Annotated in this window: 16 protein-coding genes and 1 pseudogene; 10 read left to right on the top strand and 7 right to left on the bottom strand. The window is 66.5% G+C overall.

All coding sequences use genetic code 11. The features are described from left to right. Nucleotides 1–85: 85 nt before the first annotated feature. From BR47_RS33250 to fadA6, 6 genes and pseudogenes are all read left to right on the top strand, one after another. Nucleotides 86–245 (top strand): annotated as a pseudogene (locus tag BR47_RS33250) (helix-turn-helix domain-containing protein); the annotation flags it as partial. Nucleotides 246–676: 431 nt separating this feature from the next. Beyond that, complete coding sequence (locus BR47_RS0120615; protein ID WP_029120642.1) at nt 677–1342, top strand: response regulator transcription factor; 666 nt, start codon at nt 677–679, stop codon at nt 1340–1342. Next, nucleotides 1339–2361: a HAMP domain-containing sensor histidine kinase gene (locus tag BR47_RS0120610; RefSeq protein WP_020100828.1), complete on the top strand. Its 1023-nt coding sequence runs from the start codon at nt 1339–1341 to the stop codon at nt 2359–2361. Before BR47_RS0120615 ends, BR47_RS0120610 begins: the two co-directional genes overlap by 4 nt. After that, nucleotides 2358–3881 (top strand): DUF4153 domain-containing protein, encoded by a 1524-nt coding sequence (locus BR47_RS0120605; RefSeq protein ID WP_231506743.1) that lies wholly within the window; start codon nt 2358–2360, stop codon nt 3879–3881. Before BR47_RS0120610 ends, BR47_RS0120605 begins: the two co-directional genes overlap by 4 nt. 143 nt (nt 3882–4024) lie before the next feature. Continuing rightward, nucleotides 4025–4627 (top strand): TetR/AcrR family transcriptional regulator, encoded by a 603-nt coding sequence (locus BR47_RS0120600; RefSeq protein WP_029120640.1) that lies wholly within the window; start codon nt 4025–4027, stop codon nt 4625–4627. Between the two features lie 44 nt (nt 4628–4671). Then, nucleotides 4672–5826, top strand: a complete 1155-nt coding sequence (gene fadA6, locus BR47_RS0120595) for a steroid 3-ketoacyl-CoA thiolase FadA6 (RefSeq protein WP_020100825.1) — start codon at nt 4672–4674, stop codon at nt 5824–5826. Between the two features lie 2 nt (nt 5827–5828). On the opposite strand, the gene BR47_RS0120590 is transcribed toward fadA6, so the two are convergent. After that, nucleotides 5829–6197, bottom strand: coding sequence for a hypothetical protein (locus BR47_RS0120590; protein ID WP_029120639.1), 369 nt, complete (start codon nt 6195–6197; stop codon nt 5829–5831). 20 nt (nt 6198–6217) lie between these two features. Continuing rightward, nucleotides 6218–6793: a QsdR family transcriptional regulator gene (locus BR47_RS0120585; RefSeq protein ID WP_020100823.1), complete on the bottom strand. Its 576-nt coding sequence runs from the start codon at nt 6791–6793 to the stop codon at nt 6218–6220. Between the two features lie 136 nt (nt 6794–6929). Here BR47_RS0120585 and BR47_RS0120580 point away from each other — a divergent pair, with 136 nt between their 5' ends. The 3 genes from BR47_RS0120580 to BR47_RS0120570 are packed head-to-tail and all read left to right on the top strand — an operon-like array spanning nt 6930 to nt 10259. After that, nucleotides 6930–7712, top strand: coding sequence for an SDR family NAD(P)-dependent oxidoreductase (locus tag BR47_RS0120580; protein WP_029120638.1), 783 nt, complete (start codon nt 6930–6932; stop codon nt 7710–7712). 31 nt (nt 7713–7743) lie between these two features. Next, complete coding sequence (locus tag BR47_RS0120575; protein ID WP_029120637.1) at nt 7744–9276, top strand: WS/DGAT/MGAT family O-acyltransferase; 1533 nt, start codon at nt 7744–7746, stop codon at nt 9274–9276. A 20-nt stretch (nt 9277–9296) separates the two neighbouring features. Further along, complete coding sequence (locus BR47_RS0120570; RefSeq protein ID WP_029120636.1) at nt 9297–10259, top strand: cation diffusion facilitator family transporter; 963 nt, start codon at nt 9297–9299, stop codon at nt 10257–10259. Here the strand turns inward: BR47_RS0120570 and BR47_RS0120565 are convergent. Further along, nucleotides 10256–11152 (bottom strand): LysR family transcriptional regulator, encoded by an 897-nt coding sequence (locus BR47_RS0120565; protein WP_029120635.1) that lies wholly within the window; start codon nt 11150–11152, stop codon nt 10256–10258. The genes BR47_RS0120570 and BR47_RS0120565 overlap by 4 nt on opposite strands. Nucleotides 11153–11244: 92 nt before the next feature. On the opposite strand from BR47_RS0120565, the gene BR47_RS0120560 reads away from it, so the two are divergent. Beyond that, nucleotides 11245–13542 (top strand): FdhF/YdeP family oxidoreductase, encoded by a 2298-nt coding sequence (locus BR47_RS0120560; RefSeq protein WP_029120634.1) that lies wholly within the window; start codon nt 11245–11247, stop codon nt 13540–13542. Between the two features lie 60 nt (nt 13543–13602). On the opposite strand, the gene BR47_RS0120555 is transcribed toward BR47_RS0120560, so the two are convergent. From BR47_RS0120555 to ipdB, 4 genes are all read right to left on the bottom strand, one after another. After that, nucleotides 13603–14595, bottom strand: a complete 993-nt coding sequence (locus BR47_RS0120555) for an FUSC family protein (RefSeq protein WP_051634914.1) — start codon at nt 14593–14595, stop codon at nt 13603–13605. A gap of 122 nt (nt 14596–14717) precedes the next feature. Next, on the bottom strand, nt 14718–15545 hold the full coding sequence (locus tag BR47_RS0120550) for a lysophospholipid acyltransferase family protein (RefSeq protein WP_051634913.1): 828 nt from the start codon (nt 15543–15545) through the stop codon (nt 14718–14720). Nucleotides 15546–16137: 592 nt separating this feature from the next. Then, nucleotides 16138–17208, bottom strand: a complete 1071-nt coding sequence (ipdC, locus tag BR47_RS0120540; protein WP_029120631.1) for a (3aS,4S,5R,7aS)-5-hydroxy-7a-methyl-1-oxo-octahydro-1H-indene-4-carboxyl-CoA dehydrogenase — start codon at nt 17206–17208, stop codon at nt 16138–16140. Next, a complete protein-coding gene (ipdB, locus tag BR47_RS0120535) occupies nt 17205–17978 on the bottom strand; it encodes a cholesterol ring-cleaving hydrolase subunit IpdB (RefSeq protein WP_029105078.1) in 774 nt (257 codons plus the stop codon). Before ipdB ends, ipdC begins: the two co-directional genes overlap by 4 nt. Between the last annotated feature and the right edge of the window lies 1 nt (nt 17979).

Genomic DNA, 17979 nt, shown 5'->3' with positions numbered 1-17979 from the left:
CTTTGTGTACGTAGTGGCCAAGTCAACACCGGCCAGACCTACCCTAGCAAGCGCTTGGTTTCCATGCTGTTGAGATGGCGTCTCCATCGCCAGTCAACCCGCGAGCAGGCGCGACGAGCTACTTCAAGCTCGCCGCGGCGATGTTCGCTGAGCGTGGGCTGAAGGCAACCACTGTCCGGGACATCGCAGACTCGGCAGGCATCCTGCCAGGCAGTCGCTACCAGCACTTCAAATCGAAGGAACAGTTTCGGCGACGCGAATATCGTCCGTACGCTTCGGTTTTCGAGATGAATCGCCTGCTCGCGTGGTACGCGCCTAGATAACAGATCGGGAACACACCGAGCGTGATCAGGGAGACCAGAGCGAACTGGATGCGTTGGCCTGCTGCAATCGGGTTGTGCAAGAACCGATCCCGGTAGCCGAAGCTGATTCCAGCCGCTATCGCCACGCCCGCGGAGACCTGCGTTTGGCCCGGTCCGCCTCTTCCGGTCGCGAACGCAAACACGGGGTACATGAATATCGCGACCGCGAGCAGCAGTTGCCACCACGCCTTGGGGGTGGTTACGCCAGCGCCGTAGGGCTGAGTGCAGCTGACGGAAAGCTCGCGAGAAGTCTCCACAGTTTCTTCACAATCACTGCCGGTAAGCCCCACAAACCGCGCTTACAGTCGGAAAGCGTGAAGCGAATCCTGGTGGTCGACGACGAGCCGACCATCCTGTCCTCGGTCGCCACCCGCCTGCGGGCCGAGTCGTTCCAGGTGGAGACGGCCGTCGACGGGCCTTCGGCAGTGGCCGCGGCGGCAGCGACACGGCCCGACCTGGTGGTGCTGGACGTCATGCTGCCCGGCTTCGACGGGTTGGAAGTCTGCCGGCGCATCCAGGCCGAGCGTCCGGTGCCGGTGCTGATGTTGACCGCCCGCACGGACGAGACCGACATGCTGATCGGTCTGGGGATCGGGGCCGACGACTATCTCACCAAACCGTTCAGCATGCGCGAGTTGGTTGCGCGGGTGCGGGTGTTGCTGCGTCGGGTGGACCGGGCGGCCGGGGACCAGCCGCTGTCGGTGGGGGAGTACCGCATCGATCTCGCCGAGCGCCGGGTGCACCAGGGTGACATCGAAATCCACCTCACCCGAACCGAATTCGATCTACTGGCCTTCCTTGCCGGTCGTCCCAGGGCCGCGGTGGACCGCGAGACGCTGCTGGAGCACGTCTGGGGCTGGGGGTCGGGCGCCGAGACGCGCACGGTCGACAGCCACGTGAAGGCGTTGCGCCGCAAGCTCGGTGCCGAGCTCATCCGGACCGTGCACGGGGTCGGCTATGCCCTAGAGGTACCGCGGTGAGCACCTTCGGCGAACTATGGGACCGGCTGCCCCGGCCACTGGATCCGTTCGCGTCCTTCAAGATCAAGATGGGACTGCTGGTCGGCGGAGCAATCCTGTTGGCGTCGTTCACCTTCTGGATCGGCGCGAGCTGGCAGTTCCGATACGCGCTGCTGTCCGCTCTGCTGACCTCACTGCTCTTCACCCAGTTCATGGCCCACGGCATGACGTCACCCTTGCGGCAGATGACCGCCGCGGCCCGCGCGATGGCCAAGGGCGACTACAGCATTCGGGTCCGCGCCACGTCGCGTGATGAAGTCGGCCAACTCGCAACGGCATTCAATCAGATGGCAGCCGACCTCGGTGCCGCCGACGAATACCGGCGCGGACTGATCGGCAACGTGTCCCATGAACTACGCACGCCCATCACCGCATTGCAGGCGGTCCTGGAGAACGTGGTCGACGGAGTCGTTGAACCCGATGCGCAGACGATGCGGTTGGCGCTGTCGCAGACCGAACGCCTCGGCGAATTGGTGACCGATCTGCTGGACCTGTCTCGCCTCGAAGGCGGGGCAATTCCCTTGCGGATCAACCGGTTCGACGTCGAGGCCTTCCTGCGTGCCGCCGTCGAGCACGTCTCGGTTTCCGCCGATGACGTGCCAGTCGCGGTCGAGGTGTCACCACCCGGTCTGACGGCGCTGGCCGATCCGGCGCGGCTACGGCAGGTGGTGGTCAATCTGGTGGACAACGCGATTCGGCACAGCCCGCCCGGCGGCAGTGTGACGGTGCGAGCGACGCGTGACGCCGCGGGCCTGCGCCTGGAGGTCGCCGATCAAGGGCCGGGCATCGCGCCGGTTGAGCGTGAGCGGGTCTTCGAACGGTTCACCCGCGGGGCCACCTCTGACGGTGGCACCGGTCTGGGTTTGGCGATCGCCCGCTGGGCGGTCGAGTTGCACGGCGGAGCTATCGACGTGGTGGAGACGAACGTGGGATGCCGCTTCAGGGTGAGCATTCCGGAATCAGAGGAGCGGTCCGCATGACGATGTTGATGGGATATCCAGGGCCGCCGATGGTCCCTCCGCTGATCGGGCCGGCACTGCCGCGCCGCGGTGAGCCCGGCTGGACGATGTTACCGCGACGGGTGTGGCCGATCAGTCCGCTGGCGACTGCGCCGCACCGTGTGGTGGTGCTCGCCGTGGTGGCCGGTCTGCTCGGTACTGCGCTGTGGCGGCCGTCGTCTTTGAGCGTCGGCTACGTGGTCGTCGGGGTGATGGTCTTCGCCGTCGTCTACGGCACCGCCGAGCGTCGGCCGACGCGCACCGAATGGGCCGGTATCGCACTGACGTTGGCGCTGCTGGCAGTTCCCGCCTTACTCGCCGCCGACTGGCTGGGCGTGCTGTGCATCATGGCGGCCTGGATCGTCGGGTGGTGCACGCTGTTCGGCGGACGTACCTGGACCGCGGTCCTGACCGCGCCGTTCCTGGCGTGGGCGCTGCCGGCCCGTGTCCTCGGTTGGACGCGGCGTGGATTGTCCGGTCGGGTGGGTATCGCAAACCCGGTTCGCGTTGCCGTTGTCGGCGGTCTCACAGTGCTGCTGACCTTGGTGTTCGGTGGGTTGTTTGCCTCCGCGGACGCGGCTTTTGCGCATCTGGTGGGCAAGCTGATCCCGCGGTTCGACGGTGTTGACGTCGTCGCCCGCGTCGTCGTCTTCGGCATGGTCGCGGCGTTCGTCCTCGGTGGTGCCTACCTGACCCGGTTCGCGCCGCGGCTGGATGTCCTCGCGCCCAAGCCGATGAAGCCGGTGCCGCGCTGGGAGTGGGCCGTCCCGCTGGGGGTGCTCGATGCGCTGTTCATCGCGTTCGTCGCGGTGCAGGCGGCGGTGCTGTTCGGCGGTCATACCCACGTGCTGGAAACCGAGGGGCTGACGTACGCCGAGTACGCCCGGCAGGGCTTCTGGCAGTTGTTGTGGGTGTCGGCGCTGACGCTGTTGGTGCTGAGCGGCGTGATCCGGGTGGCGGGGCGTGTCACTGCGGGTGACCGCCATGTACTACGAGTGCTGGCCGGAATCCTTTGCACCACTTCGGTGGTCGTGGTGATCTCGGCGATCCACCGGATGTGGCTCTATCAGCAGGCGTACGGCTTCAGCACCGACCGGCTGATGGTGATCACCATCGAACTCTGGTTGGGTGCGGTGTTCCTCCTCGTCGCGGTGGCGGGTGTGCGGATGTCGGGGCGTTGGCTGCCGCACGCCGTGCTGGCGGCTGGGGTCGTGGCGCTGCTGGGGTTGGCGGCACTCAATCCCGAGCGCCTCGTCGCCGATCGCAACATCGACCGCTTCGAGCAGACCGGCCAACTCGATGCGGAGTACCTGTCCCGGCTGTCGTCGGACATCGACCCGGCGCTGCATCGGCTACCTGAGCGTGTCCGCGCCTGCGTCCGATCGAACTACTCGCATGACGACCCGTGGTACCTGTTCAACCTGTCCCGCTCGAACGCGGACCGGCCGGTGGGAACGGAGCTGCCCAAGTATTGCGATCAGTACTGGTCCTCCCGCTACTAGCGGGCCGCCGACCCTGAGCTTGTGTGCGAAAAATCGCCGGTTCGTTGGCACACAAGCGCAGTTTCGGCGGGGAAATGCACAGTGGTGACAGTCACCAGCCTCCACAATCGACCTAACAAGCGCTTGGTTGCTATGCTGTGTCGATGGCGTCTCCATCGCCCAGTCAACCGGCGACCAGGCGCGACGAGCTTCTTCAGCTCGCCGCGGCGATGTTCGCTGAGCGTGGGCTGAAGGCAACCACTGTCCGGGACATCGCAGACTCGGCAGGAATCCTGTCAGGCAGTCTCTACCATCACTTCAAATCGAAGGAACAGATGGTCGAAGAGGTCATGCGTGACTTCCTCGATTGGCTGTTCGCCCGGTACGAGCAGATCATCGCCACCGAGCCCGATCCGCTGACGCGTTTCAAAGGCTTGTTCATGGCGTCGTTCGATGCCATCGAGCACCGGCACGCGCAGGTCGTCATCTACCAGGACGAGGCCAAGCGCCTCGGCGTCCTGCCTCAGTTCGCCTTCGTCGACGAACGCAATCGCCAGCAGCGCAAGATGTGGGTCGACGTCCTGAAGCAGGGCATGGCCGAAGGCGTCTTCCGGTCCGACCTGAATGTCGACCTGGTTTACCGGTTCATCCGTGACACCACCTGGGTGTCGGTGCGCTGGTACCAGCCGGGCGGCAAGTTGACCGCGGAAGACGTTGGCCAGCACTACCTGACCATCGTGCTCGGCGGCGTCGCGGTAGCCCCGTAACGCCCTGCCGCCAAATGAGTTTCACCCAAAGAAGGAGATGAGAAATGGCCGCATCTGAGGCGTACGTCATCGACGCTGTGCGCACCGCCGTCGGCAAGAAGGGTGGTGGCCTCTCCGGCTACCACCCGATCGATCTCGGTGTGGAGGCGTACCGCGGGATCTTCGCGCGCAACGACGTCGACCCCGCTGCGTTCGACGACGTCATCGTCGGCTGTGTCGACGCCATCGGTGGGCAGGCCGGCAACATCGGCCGTCTGACCTGGCTCGCCGCCGGCTACGACGAGGGCGTTCCCGGCACCACCGTCGACCGGCAGTGCGGTTCCTCGCAGCAGGCCATTTCCTTTGGTGCGCAGGCGATCATGTCGGGTACCGCCGACCTGATCCTGGCCGCCGGCATCCAGAACATGAGCCAGATTCCGATCAGCTCGGCCATGATCGTCGGTGAGCAGTTCGGCTTCACCTCGCCGACCAACGAGTCGAAGCGCTGGGTGGAACGCTATGGCGACCAGGAGATTTCGCAGTTCCGCGGTGCCGAGATGATCGCCGAGCAGTGGGACATCTCCCGCGAGGACATGGAGCTGTTCGCGTTCAACAGCCACCAGCGTGCATTCACGGCGATCCGCGAGGGCCGTTTCGACAACGAGATCATCCCGATCGACGGCTTCAAGGTCGACGAGGGGCCGCGTGAGAGCACCCTGGAGAAGCTGGCCTCGCTGAAGGTGCTGGTCGAGGGTGGCCGGCTGACCGCCGCGCTGGCCAGCCAGATTTCGGATGGCGCGTCGGCGACGCTGCTGGCCTCCGAGGCCGCGGTCAAGGCGCACGGCCTCAAGCCGCGGGCCCGCATCCACCACATCAGCTGCCGCGGCGACGACCCGGTGAAGATGCTCACCGGCCCGATCCCGGCGACCAAGTACGCGCTGGAGAAGACCGGCCTGACCATGGACGACATCGACGTCGTCGAGATCAACGAGGCGTTCGCGTCCGTCGTGCTGGCTTGGGCCAAGGAGCTCAACGTCGACCTGGCCAAGGTGAACCCCAACGGCGGCGGCATCGCGCTGGGCCACCCGCTGGGCGCCACCGGTGCCAAGCTGTTCGCCACCATGCTCAACGAGCTGGAGCGCACGGGCGGCCGCTACGGCCTGCAGACGATGTGCGAGGGCGGCGGTACCGCCAACGTCACCATCATCGAGCGCCTCTGATTTCAGGCACACCGAAACTGCCCCTTTCCGCATGGAGAGGGGCAGTTTTGTGTCTGTCCGGGTTTACCGGTTCGAATGAACGGGCACTCGGCAATCATGTTGAAGTCCATCGTCGTCATGTCCGTGGCAGCAGCGGCTGCTCTCGGTGCAAGCGCCTGCTCGGACGAGTCGCCGCCGCCGTCCAAGCCCACCTCCAGCACGAGCACGACGGTGACTTCGACGGAGATCATCCCGGGAGTTCCGGTCGGCCCGTCGACACCGCCGACGACCCCGTCGACGCGGGCCAGCACGAGCACCGTCACGGTCACGGTGCCGCCGCCCAGTGTGACGGTTCCGAATCCGCCGCCGGTGCCGGTTGTGCCGGGGCCCATGGGCCCCGGACGGTAGGGAACTACGCGGGTCGGTGACCCAGTAGTGCGCCGATGGCCTGCTCGGCCTTGCCGACCTCCAGCGGTTCGCCGGTGATGATGTCGGCGTAGAGGAACGACTCCACGATGCGGACGATGAGGAACGCGAGGTCGCGCGGGGGCAGTGGGGGATCGAGTTGACCCGTGGCGATCTCGTCGTTGAGTAGCTCTTCGATCGCGGCGACGAGGCGGCCCTGCAACGTCCCGGCGCGGGTGGCCAGAATCCGCAGGGCGCGTTCGGGTTCGCGCCGCAGGAACGCCTGGAAGAAGCCGGATTCGTCGATGACGGTGGCGTAGTGGCCGACGGCCCGTGCGATGTGCGCGGCGCCGTGCCCGGGTGCCGCGTCGATGGAGGCCTTGAGTGTGGGCTCGGCCAGCGACCACAGGATTTCGGCCAGCAGTTCGTCGCGGCCGCCGACCCAGCGGAACAGCGTGGCCCGGTTGATGCCGAGTTCGGTTGCCAATTCCTGCATTTCGATGCGACGGCCCTCGATGAACCAACGGCGCGCGATGCGGAACGCCTCGAGTGGGTCGGGGCGTCGGTCTGTCGACGCGAGCATGCGACCCAACGGTGTCTCGCTGATGGCGCACCTCCTGTTCATCCGCCGCCTTTCGCATCATGGTAGCGGCTGATGTCTGAGTGAGATATATCTCGATCAGTCTCGTTTGTGCAACATATCTAGATATGATGCACGAGTGACCCAGAGCGACGCAGCTTCGATCCTTGATCTCTTCCGTCTCGATGGCCGCGTCGCGGTCGTCACCGGCGCCTCGAGTGGCCTCGGCGTCGGATTCGCGCAGGCATTGGCGCAGGCCGGCGCCGACGTCGTGCTCGGTGCGCGCCGCGAAGACCGGCTGGCCGACACCAAGGCGCTGGTGGAAGCCGCCGGTCGCCGGGCCGTCGCCGTGCGCACCGACGTCACCGATCCCGACGACTGCAAAGCCCTCGTGCAGGCTGCCGTCGATTCCTTCGGGCGCGTCGACATTCTGGTGAACAATGCGGGAGTGGGCACAGCCGTCCCGGCGACGCGCGAAACGCCCGAGCAGTTCCGGTCCGTCATCGACCTGAATCTGAACGGGTGCTACTGGATGGCGCAGGCGTGTGCCGCGCACATGCAGCCGGGCAGCTCGATTATCAACGTCAGCAGCATTCTCGGCCTGACCACCGCCGGCCTCCCGCAGGCGGCCTACGCGTCATCGAAGGCGGGCTTGATCGGCCTGACCCGTGACCTTGCCCAGCAGTGGACGGGTCGCAAAGGTATCCGCGTCAACGCCCTGGCGCCGGGCTTCTTCGCCTCCGAGATGACCGATCAGTACGCCGACGGCTACTTCGAGACCACCGTCCTGCCGCGCACCCTGGCCGGAAGGCTCGGGCGCACAGAGGAACTCAGCGCGGCGCTGATCTTCCTGGCCAGTGATGCCAGCAGCTATGTCACCGGAATCACCCTGCCCGTCGAGGGTGGCCTGCTCACCACCTGAGCGCCAAAACCCATCTAGGAGAAGAACACTCGTGAAGCAGCTCAGCGGCATGGACGCCACCTTCCTCTACCTGGAGACGCCGACGACATTCGGTCACGTCACCGGGCTGATGATCTTCGAGCGGCCCAGCGAGGAGTTCGACCCCTACACCGCGGTCCATGCGAAGTACGCGTCGCTCATCGGTGAACTCGAACCGTTGCGCCGGCGGCTCGTCGAAGTGCCGCTGGGGCTCGACCACCCGTACTGGGTGGACGACCCGAACTTCGATCTCGACTTCCACATCCGCGAAATCCATTTGGCCCGGCCAGGAATGGTCGACCAGCTGGCCGACCAGGTGTCCCGCATCGTCGGCCGCCCGATGGACCGGAGCCGGCCGCTGTGGGAGGTCTACGTCATCGACGGCCTGGACGACGGCAACTGGGCGATGCTGACGAAGTACCACCACGCCACCATCGACGGTGCCGCCGGACAGTTGATGCTCAACATCCTGACCAACACCGAACCGGACGCCGCGCCACCCGGACCCAGCCCGGCCTGGGAAGCCGAACCGCTGCCCAGCGACATCGACCTGCTGCGCAAAGCCGTCATCAACCTCGCGGGCCATCCGGTCAAGGCACTACGATTCCAGACCCGGCTGGTCGGCCAGCTCGCCGACGCCGCCGGCATCGACAGCATCGGCAGCGCCGCCAGCAAGGCCGGCTCGGCCATCAAAGCCATTGCGCGCCTTGGCAAAGAAGACGGCCCGAAGATTCCGTTGCCCACCTCGGCCGCGCCGCCCACGCCGTGGAACAAGCCCATCACCGGGCATCGCCGGTTTGCCATGCGCACCGCGTCGCTGGAGAACGTCAAGCAGCTCAAGACCGCGACGGGCGGCACGGTCAACGACATCGTGATGGCGATCTGCGCCGGCGGCCTGCGCAGCTACCTGCAGGCCCACGACGCGCTGCCCGACGGACCGCTGCGGGCCATGGTGCCGGTGTCGATTCGTACCGGCGACGAAGAGGACCCGTGGACCAACCGGGTGTCGGCGATCTTCCCCGAACTGCCGACCGACTGCGCCGACCCGCTCGAGCGCGTGGCCCGCTGCCGCGAGGCGATGCTCGACGCGAAGCGCCTGCTCGATCTGGTGCCGGCCAGCCAACTCGGCGACATGGCGCAGGTTTCGGCTCCCGTGCTGTCGACGTCCGCGATGCGGCTGGCGTCGCGCTTCGGGCTGGCGCACCGCATCGCGGCCACGCCGTTCAACCTGGTGATCTCCAACGTTCCGGGTCCGCGCAAGCCGCTGTACTTCGCGGGCGCGCAACTCGTGCATCAGTTCCCGGTGTCGATCGTCACCGAAGGACAGGGGCTCAACATCACCGTGGTGAGCTATCTGGACCGCCTGGACTTCGGCTTCATCGTCGACCGCGAGCTGGTGCCCGACGTGTGGGACCTGGCCGACATGCACATCGACGAGATCGGCCGATTGATGGAGGCCAGCGGAGCCGAATGGGTACAGGAGCCCCAACCAGCGGCGCCGCGGCGCGGACCGGTCCGGGTGGTTCAGCCCGGCGACGCCTACTGACGGGCTCTAGTGTTCAGGGCATGAGTGGTTCAGGCGACGAGAGTCTTCTGACAGTCGTCGTCGCGCTCGGCGCCAACGCCCTGATCGCGGTGGCCAAGACCGTCGCCGCCGTCGTCACGGGCAGCGCCTCGATGCTCGCCGAGTCCGCGCATTCCTGGGCGGACACCGGCAACGAGGTGTTCCTGCTGATCGGCACCCGCCAGTCGGACAAGCCGGCCGATGCCGAACACCGGCTGGGCTACGGCCGGGCCGGCTACATCTGGTCGATGTTCGCGGCCTTCGGGCTGTTCACCGTCGGTGCCGTGGTGTCGATCTGGCACGGCATCCAGTCCCTCAAGGGCGAAGCCGAGGCGACGTCGTACGGCTGGGCCTATGCGGTGCTCGCGGTCTCGTTCGTCTTGGAGGGATCGTCGTTCCTGCAAGCGTTTTCGCAGACGAAGTCCGGCGCGCTCGAACGGCGGATCCATCCACTGCGCTACATCCGCGTCACGTCGAACCCGATGCTGCGCGCTGTCTTCGCCGAGGACCTGTCGGCCCTCATCGGCATCGTGATCGCGACGTGCGGCATCTTGGCGCACCAGCTCACCGGGAATGCGGTCTGGGACGCCATCGGCTCGATCCTGGTCGGCCTGCTGCTCGGGGTCGTGGCGTTGTTCCTCATCGGACGGAACATGGATTTCCTGACGGGGGAGACCGTCACCCCGCTCGCGCGCAACAACGCGCTGCTGGCGCTGCTCGACCATCACGACATCGAGCGGGTCAGCTACCTGCACATGGAATGGGTTGGGGCGAACCGGATTTATCTCGTCACCGCCGTCGACCTCATCGGTGACGCGGCCGAATCGAACGTCGCCGCGCGGCTCAACGCCATCGCCGACGCGCTGGCGGCCCGCCCTGAGATCGTGCGGGCCGTGCTGACCCTGACCCGGCCGGGTGACACCACCGATCTGCGGCCCACCGAGCTGCCCGAGTGGTATCGCTAGTCGGGCTTCATCGGCGCGCGCTGTGCCGTCGCGACCAGCGCGCGCGCCAGCACCGAGCCGGGTTCGGCGGCGCTGTTGACCAGTGCGACTGTCGCCGTCACCTGAGGTTCGTCCAACGGCACCACCCGCACCCCGTCCGGCGGGCGCAACGTGTGCAGCCAGGTCTGCGGGACGATGCTCGCCCAGTGGCCACCGCTGACGTGCGTCAGCAGGGACACCACCGAATCGGCTTCGAGTCGTGGCGTCGCTGTCAGGCTGTGCGCCGCCAGGACGTCGTCGAGCAGCTGCCGGCCCCGCATCCCCGTGTTCAGCAGGCACAGCGGTAGTTCCAGGGCGTCGGACCAGGTCAGCGGATTCGGCTGGCTGGCAAGCAGTTCGGCGCCGGCGATCAGCACCTGCCGTTCTTCGTAGAGCGGTGTGACCGTCAGGCCCGTGGTGTCGACGCCGTCGGGGTAGATGATGCCCGCGTCGAGTTCGAAGCGGCGGATGCGCTCGACGATGCCCGCCGAGCGCAGGCTGCTCTCCAACTGCACTCGCACCAAGGGATGTTCGAGGCAGAACGGATCGGTCAGCAGGGCCACCGTGCCCGACGCGGCCGGGATGACGCCGAGCCGCAGCTCGCCCGTCAGACCCGTCTGCAATGCGGTGACCTCGTGGATGAGGGCATCGTGATCGGCCAGAATCCGGCGCGCCCACAACACCAGCCGTTCGCCTTCGGGCGTCAGCCCCTCGAAGCTCTGCCCACGCCGCACCAGCGGAACCTTGAGCTCGTTCTCGAGCTTGCGGATGGCCTCGGACAACGCCGGCTGCGAGACGTAGCACGCGGCAGCGGCGCGCGCGAAGTGCTTCTCGCGGGCGAGCGCCACGAAGTATTCGAGCTGGCGAAACAGCATGGACTATTCGACCATGGTTGATAGGCGATGCCTATCAGGCTCACGGAAATTGCCCTTGGACTCAGGAGGCCTCCGCCGAGCAGACTTGTCGCATGACCGACCGGAGCATTGAGCAGCGAGTCGATACCGAGGGACACGGCGAGCCCGAGTTCCATCCCTACCACCATCCCGCGGCCGGTTGGGGCGCGGCCATCAGCGTCACGAAGTTCCTGGCGCGCGAGCGTGAGCCCATCAGCGGACCGCACGCGATCATGAAGATGAACCACGAGGACGGTGGCTTCGACTGCCCGGGCTGTGCCTGGCCCGACGACATGAAAGGCCTCAAGCTCGACATCTGCGAGAACGGCATCAAGCACGTCACGTGGGAGATGACGCACAAGCGCTGCGGGCCGGAGTTCTTTGCCCAGCACACGGTTTCGGAACTGGCGGAGTGGAGCGACTTCGCGCTCGAAGACACCGGCCGGCTCACCGAACCGATGGTGTACGACGCGGCGACCGACCGCTACAAGCCCATCAGCTGGCGCGACGCCTTCGACCTCATCGGCCGGGCACTGGCCGAACTCGACGACCCGAACCAGGCGTCGTACTACACATCGGGCCGGCTCGGTAACGAGGCGACGTTCCTCTACCAACTGTTGGCCCGGGAGCTGGGTACCAACAATCTGCCCGACTGCTCCAACATGTGCCACGAGGCCAGCGGCCGCGCCATGCAGGCGTCCCTCGGTACCGGCAAGGGCACCGTCGATCTCGAGGACTGGGAGACCGCGGACGCCCTGTTCGTCATCGGCGTCAACGCCGCCTCCAACGCGCCTCGCATGCTCACCGCACTGTCGGAGGCCTACCGCCGCGGCGCGCAGATCGTGCACATCAACCCACTCGTCGAGGCCGGTGCCACGAAGACGATCATCCCGCATGACTTCCTGCGGATGGCGACCTTCAAGTCCACCAAGACCAGCACGCTGAACATGCAGCCCCGAATCGGCGGCGACATGGCCCTGATCCGTGGCATCGCCAAAGCCGTTCTGGAACAAGCAGAGACGGATCCGAAGGCGCTCGACATCGAGTTCATCGAGCGGTACACCACCGGGTTCGAGGCCTACCGGGCCGCGGTCGAGGCCACGTCGTGGGACGAGATCGAATACAAATCCGGGGTGTCGCAGCGCGATATCCGCAGGGCCGCCAAGATTTACCGCGACGCAGACCGCAGCATCATCAGCTGGTGCCTCGGCGTCACCCAGCACGAGCACGGTGTCGACAGCGTCCGGGAGATCGTGAATCTGCTTCTGCTGCGCGGCAATCTGGGCCGCGAAGGCGCCGGACCGTCGCCCGTGCGCGGGCACAGCAACGTGCAGGGCAACCGCACGTGCGGTATCGACCACCGGCCGACCGAGGAGTTCCTGGACCGGCTGGGTGAGGTCTGCGGCATCGACCCGCCGCGCGCCCACGGCCTCGACACCGTCCACACCATCGAAGGCATGCACAGCGGTGACGTCAAGGTGTTCATCGGTATGGGCGGCAATTTCGCCAGTGCCGCACCGGATACCGCGTACACGTTCGAGGGCCTGCAGAAGTGCGAGCTCACCGTCCAGGTCAGCACAAAGCTGAACCGCAGTCACGTGATTCACGGCCGGCAGGCGCTGATTCTGCCGTGTCTGGGCCGCACCGAGAAGGACCATCAGAAGGAGGGCATCCAGTCGACCTCGGTGGAGGACTCGATGAGCATGGTGCACCTGTCGGTCGGCATGAAGAAGCCGGCCTCGCCGCACCTGCTGTCCGAGCCGGCGATCATCGCGGGGATCGCCGCGGCCGCGCTGCCGAACAGCCAGACGCCGTGGCACTGGTACGTCGAGGACTACGACCGCATCCGCGACACGATGGCCAAGGTGCTCAACGGGTTCGAGGACTTCAACCGCCGGGTCCGGTTGCCGCTGGGCTTCCGGATCAAGCAGCCTGCGCGGGAACTGATCTTCCTGACCCCGTCGGGCCGCGCGGAGTTCTCGGCCGTCGAGCTGCCCGACGACACCGTCAGCGAAGGCACGCTGATCCTGGCCACGCTGCGCTCGCACGACCAGTGGAACACCACCATCTACTCCGACAACGACCGCTACCGCGGCATCAAGAACCTGCGCACGCTCATCTTCATGAATGAGCACGACATGGCCGACCGCGGCATCAAGGAGTTCGACGACGTCGACATCGTCGCCACCGCGCGCGACGGCAGCGTCCGCTCGCTGCACCGCTACAAGGCGGTGCCGTACGGCATCCCGCGCGGCAACGCGGCCGGCTACATGCCCGAGATGAATGTGCTCTGTGCCATCGGCGATTTCAGCTCGCAGAGCGACCAGCCCATCATGAAGAACGTCAAGGTCACGGTGACGAAGTCTGCTTAGCCGAACATGAGCTTGTGTGTCAGATTCCCCGCGGGACTGGCACACAAGCTCATGTTCGCACTAGTCGCGGGCACCCGGCAACAGCATCGACACCACGATCGCGGCGGTGACGCCGATGACGGTGTCGATGCCACGAGCGGTCAGCAACACCAGCGGTTCGGTTGGTGCCGCGAGGTCGGTCATCAGCATGATCAACGGCGTGAAGAACCCCAGTGCGACCGCGTGGTGGTGGGCCATGAACAACTCGGTGGGGAACAACAGAACCATGACGCAGATCGCCAGCACATACTCACTGGGTCCCGGCACCAGCAGTGCGGCCGCCACGGCCAGGCCGATGAAAGTGCCACCCAGGCGATGGATTCCGCGTCTGATCCGGCCGCTGGCGTCGGCGGCCGCCAACGGCCCGGCTGCCGCGGCGATGGCCCAGTTGGCATGGTCGACGCCCAAAGCGAGGCCGGCGGTGCCGGCGGCGGTGATGGCAAGCGCGTAGCGGCCCGCGTGGATCAGCACGTCGCGCCGGTTCGGCGGGGAAAGCCGGGCGGCCGGCCTCACGGCCCGCGGTGCGTCGAGCACACCCAACAGGACGCACAACAAAGCCGTTGCGGCACAGAGCAATATCGCCGAAGAGGGCGCGACCCGGCCCGCCGGCACCGTGGCGATGGCGCCGAGCGCAAAGACGCCGTAGAACGGTCCCTCGGGCTTGAGCGCGAGGTAGTCGGTCACCACCGAGCCGACGGACGCGAACGCCACCGCGGCGAGAACCAGGACAGCCCGTGGCACATGGGAATTGGCGAGTGCCACACCGATGGCCACGCCCAGAACCAGGATCACGCCGCCCTGGGTCTGATGCGCGAACCGCCGGGAGCGGGTTTCGGTGCGGCCGTACATGCCGGTGATCGCACCGAACACCGCGTAGATGATCAGGTCGGGGCGTCCGGCGGCCAGCAGTGCGACACCCGGGATGGCCAACCCCAGCGCGACCCGCAACGCGGGCCGGTGGTCTTCCGTCGGCGGGGTCATGGCCCGGCGCACGCGCATATAGACGGTGCGCATGGGCCCACTCCGATCGATGAACGACTTACTCAAACAGGTTGTCGTACCCGGGGAGTGACCGTCAAAGTGGAAATACCGAGCAAGTGATCGGCGGCGCCTATCGAGCGCGCGGCTTGACCGCGTCAGCCCAGCACGGGGAAGCTGCGGCGCTTGGCCAGCCGGTCCATGCCGGACTGGATGGCGAACTGCACCTCGTCGTACACCTTGTCGACGTAGGCGGCGTCGTTGGCGCGCTCTGGGTCGGTGTCGACGTAGATGGGGTCGAGCAGCTCGGTGCGGATCTTCGCAGGCAGCGGCAGGTGCATCGGCAGCACCTCGACGGCGAGCGGGAACGGGAAGCCGGCGATGATCGGCATGTTGGCGCCACGCAACCGCTTACCGAGGCCGCTCCACTTGGCCAGGAACTTGCCTTCGTTCAACACGAAGACGGTGTCGTGCCCACCGACCGTGGCCACCGGGACGATCGGCACACCGGACTGGATCGCCTGCTTCACAAAGCCTTTACGGCCGGCGAGGATCGCCTTGTCGCGGTCGCGCCAGTTGCGCATCGCGTCCAGCTCGCCGCCCGGCCACACCACGACGTCATGCCCCGCGGCCAGCGCGCTCGTCACACCGTCACGCGACGCGGGGATGACGCCGACGGCGCGGAAGTAGTCACCCAGACCGGGGGCACCCATCAGCACGTCGTGCGCGGTGCCGTGCAGGACACGCTGCCCGTCGAAGTGCCGGTACCAGGAGTGCACCAGCGTCCAGGCGTCCATGGTCAGGGAGCCGCCGGAATGGATACCGATCAACAGCGACGGTTCGTCGGGCACCTTGTGCCAGCCGTCGATCTCGAGCCGGAAATAGTGGTCGCACAGGAAGTTCCAGATCGGGTTCTGGACGTACCGCATGAACGTCGGGTTGGGGACGCTCGGGGGAGCAGGCGGGGCGGCGGTCAGCGTGGTCATGAGTCCTCGTTTGCGGGGTCGGGCCGTCCGCGGCGCCTACCGACCGCGCGGACTATGGCGTTGATCGCGGCAAGGGTCAGAACGGGGAGCAAGGTGACGACGATGTAGGCCACACCACCGATGACAGTCATCCGACCGATTACCTCTCTGGTGCGGTTTGTCGAGCCTGTTGTAGCAGGTAGGAACCTTGCCGCTGTGGTCGATGGCTACGCTACGGAGCGCAGAGAGGAGTTTCGACATCCCCGGCGGCCGAAGATTCGGCGCAATTCCGCGGATATGTTGTCGCGAGAAGCCAACGTCTACGGCCAGGGTTGACAGCCCGGGCGAATGTTGCTGCTCGCGTTGATCGTGCGCCCAGGATCCTCGCTACTCGAACTTTGTCTGCGTAAGCGCACACTCGACGCCCACAAGGCATTTGCTTGTCAGGTGCCAGCATGCAGAGGCTCGCGACTGTGCCGCCAGCGCGTCTCAAGAGTGGATCTGACGATCTGTACGCACCCTCGACGCGAACCTCGCTGCCACGCACATGCGTAAGCCCCCCAAATCCAAAGAGATTTGGGGGGCTTACGTCTGCTCGCGCAGAGAACGTGACCTAGACGATGTAGCTCGTCGCAGCCTGCAGGTGGGCGATGGCCTCGTCGGCGATCCGCGGTATGAGTTCGGAGCAGGCTGGCAAATCCGCCACGATGCCGGCCACCTGACCCGAGGCCAGCACGCCCGCCTCGGTGTTGCCTTCCACCAGACCGGCTTTCAGCAGCATCGGGGTGTTGGCCGCCATGACGACCTGCGACCAGGTCAGGTCCTTGCCGTGGCGCATGGCCAGGCCGTCCTTGATCATCGAACGCCACGTCATGCCCGACATCTTCTTGAACTTCTGGGCGTTTCCGACCGCGGCGACGAAACCGCGCACCGGAGAACCGCTTTCGAGCTTCTCGACCAGCCCGGTACGCAGCACCCGGTGCGGCATGCCGTCGACGCGGGTCGACACCACGGTGCCGTCCAGCGCGGCCTCGAGGTACCGCTGCTTGACGGCGTCGGGCACCGTCGAGTCCGACGTCAGCAGGAACCGCGTGCCCATCGCGACGCCGGCGGCGCCATAGGACAGCGCGGCTGCCAGACCACGGCCGTCGAAGAAACCGCCCGCGGCGATCACCGGCATACCGGTGTCCTTGACGGCGTCGAGTACCGACGGCAGCAGCAGCGTGGTGGCGATCGGGCCGGTGTGGCCACCGCCTTCGCCGCCCTGCACGATCACCGCGTCGGCGCCCCAGCTCGCCACCTTCTTGGCGTGCTTGGCCAGGCCGACCGACGGGATCACCACGACGCCGGCATCTTTGAGCTTGGCGATCAGCTCAGGCTTGGGGGCCAGGGCGAAGGAGGCGACTTTGACTCCTTCGCGGATCAGGAGGTCGCAGCGGGCGTCCGCATCGCCGGCGTCGGCACGCATGTTGATGCCGAACGGCTTGTCGGTGGCCGCCTTGACCTTGGTGACGGCGGTCTGCAGCTCGTCCAGCGTCATCGTCGCCGACGCCAGGATGCCGAGACCACCGGCGTTGGAGGTGGCCGCGACCAGTCGCGCGCCGGCCACCCAGCCCATACCGGTCTGCACGACCGGGTACTCGATGCCGACCAGCTCGGTCAGCGGCGTCTTGAGCTTGCTCACGCCTTGACTTCCTTGTCGCGGAACGACTTCGGGTCGATGACCTCGCGCAGCAGCTGCAGTTCGTCGGCGGTTGGCAGGCGGGTCTCGCCGGCGGTGTCCAGGCCGTGCACCTCGAACGAGGTGTTGTCGGCGACCTCGTCGGCCGTCACACCCGGGTGCAGCGACACCGCGCGCATCTGGTGCTCGGGGCCGTTGAAGTCGAACACGCCCAGGTTGGAGACCACCTGGTACACGTTCAGGAAGCGGTATGCCGGGTTGGCCGGATCGACCTTGTCCCAACCGATTCCGGAGACGATGTCGACCGACTCGGCGAACACGCGCTTGGTGTGGTTGCCCACGAAGTAGCTCGTCGCGTGGTTGATGCTGTTGCCGGGCGCGCCGCGGACGCCGAACATCTGGCGGGTCGGCTGCTGGATCGGGCCGAAGGCCGACAGGTTCTGGTTGCCGTAGCGGTCGATCTGGTTGGCGCCCATGACCACATGGCGACGGCCCCAGGCCAGCGTCTCGAAGACGCGGTTGAACGGCATCCAGCCCTCGACGGCGAACGGGGCGCCGATCGCCGGGGTGTCGGCCAGCATGCGGGCCTCACCGTCGGTGATCACGATGTCGGGGGAGAAGGTCAGCCGGGCCAGGCGGGCGCCGATCTGCACGACGGTCGTCATGGGGCTGGCCATGATTTCCCCTGCGTCACGGAACAATTCGGCGCAGGCGACGGCACAAATTTCGGAGCGGGTTACTGAGTCATTCCCCGTCGCTCCGCTCGCCTCGATC

Source organism: Mycobacterium sp. UNC410CL29Cvi84, assembly GCF_000686745.1.
GTDB lineage: Bacteria > Actinomycetota > Actinomycetes > Mycobacteriales > Mycobacteriaceae > Mycobacterium > Mycobacterium mucogenicum_B.
The sequence above is the reverse complement of the archived record's forward strand: the minus strand, read 5'-3'. Positions and strand labels throughout refer to the sequence as shown.